This is a genomic window from Aquiflexum lacus (assembly GCF_015476655.1).
Taxonomy (GTDB): domain Bacteria; phylum Bacteroidota; class Bacteroidia; order Cytophagales; family Cyclobacteriaceae; genus Aquiflexum; species Aquiflexum lacus.
Genome location: NZ_JABFHF010000091.1, coordinates 1 through 417, shown reverse-complemented (window position 1 = coordinate 417; position 417 = coordinate 1). Strand labels below are relative to the sequence as shown.

The window sequence follows — 417 nt, the reverse complement described above, 5'->3', positions numbered from 1 at the left end:
TGGTAGAGCAACTGACTTGTAATCAGTAGGTCGTTGGTTCGATCCCGACAGGAGGCTCAAAGGCAACAGTAATGTTGCCTTTTACTTTTTATTTAAATTGTAATTCAATGGAAGGTTTTTGTGTTTATATACTATACTCCAGGTCCATAGACCGATTTTATATCGGATATACTGGAAACATGGACTCCAGGCTGGAGCAGCACAATAAGCATGTCTTCAAAGGTTCCTTTACTGACAAAGCAGAAGATTGGGAACTGTATCATTCAATCCCAAATTTATCTGAGAAAACAGCTAAACTGATAGAAAAGCACATTAAGAAAAATAAATCAAGGACTTATTTGCGAAACCTCAAAGAATATCCTGAATTAAGCAAGAATTTGATCCTTAAATACCTTTAGCCTCCTTATCCCGATAGCT

At 36.9% G+C, this 417-nt stretch carries 1 protein-coding gene; it reads left to right on the top strand.

Translation table 11 applies throughout. The features are described from left to right. Positions 1–107: 107 nt before the first annotated feature. Positions 108–398 (top strand): GIY-YIG nuclease family protein, encoded by a 291-nt coding sequence (locus tag HMJ38_RS25165; RefSeq protein WP_194977202.1) that lies wholly within the window; start codon positions 108–110, stop codon positions 396–398. The last annotated feature ends 19 nt before the right edge of the window (positions 399–417 follow it).

Bases quoted from the DNA above. Each gene is read 5' to 3' on its own strand.
- HMJ38_RS25165 (WP_194977202.1), top strand. From the start codon at position 108: ATGGAAGGTTTTTGTGTTTATATACTATACTCCAGGTCCATAGACCGA.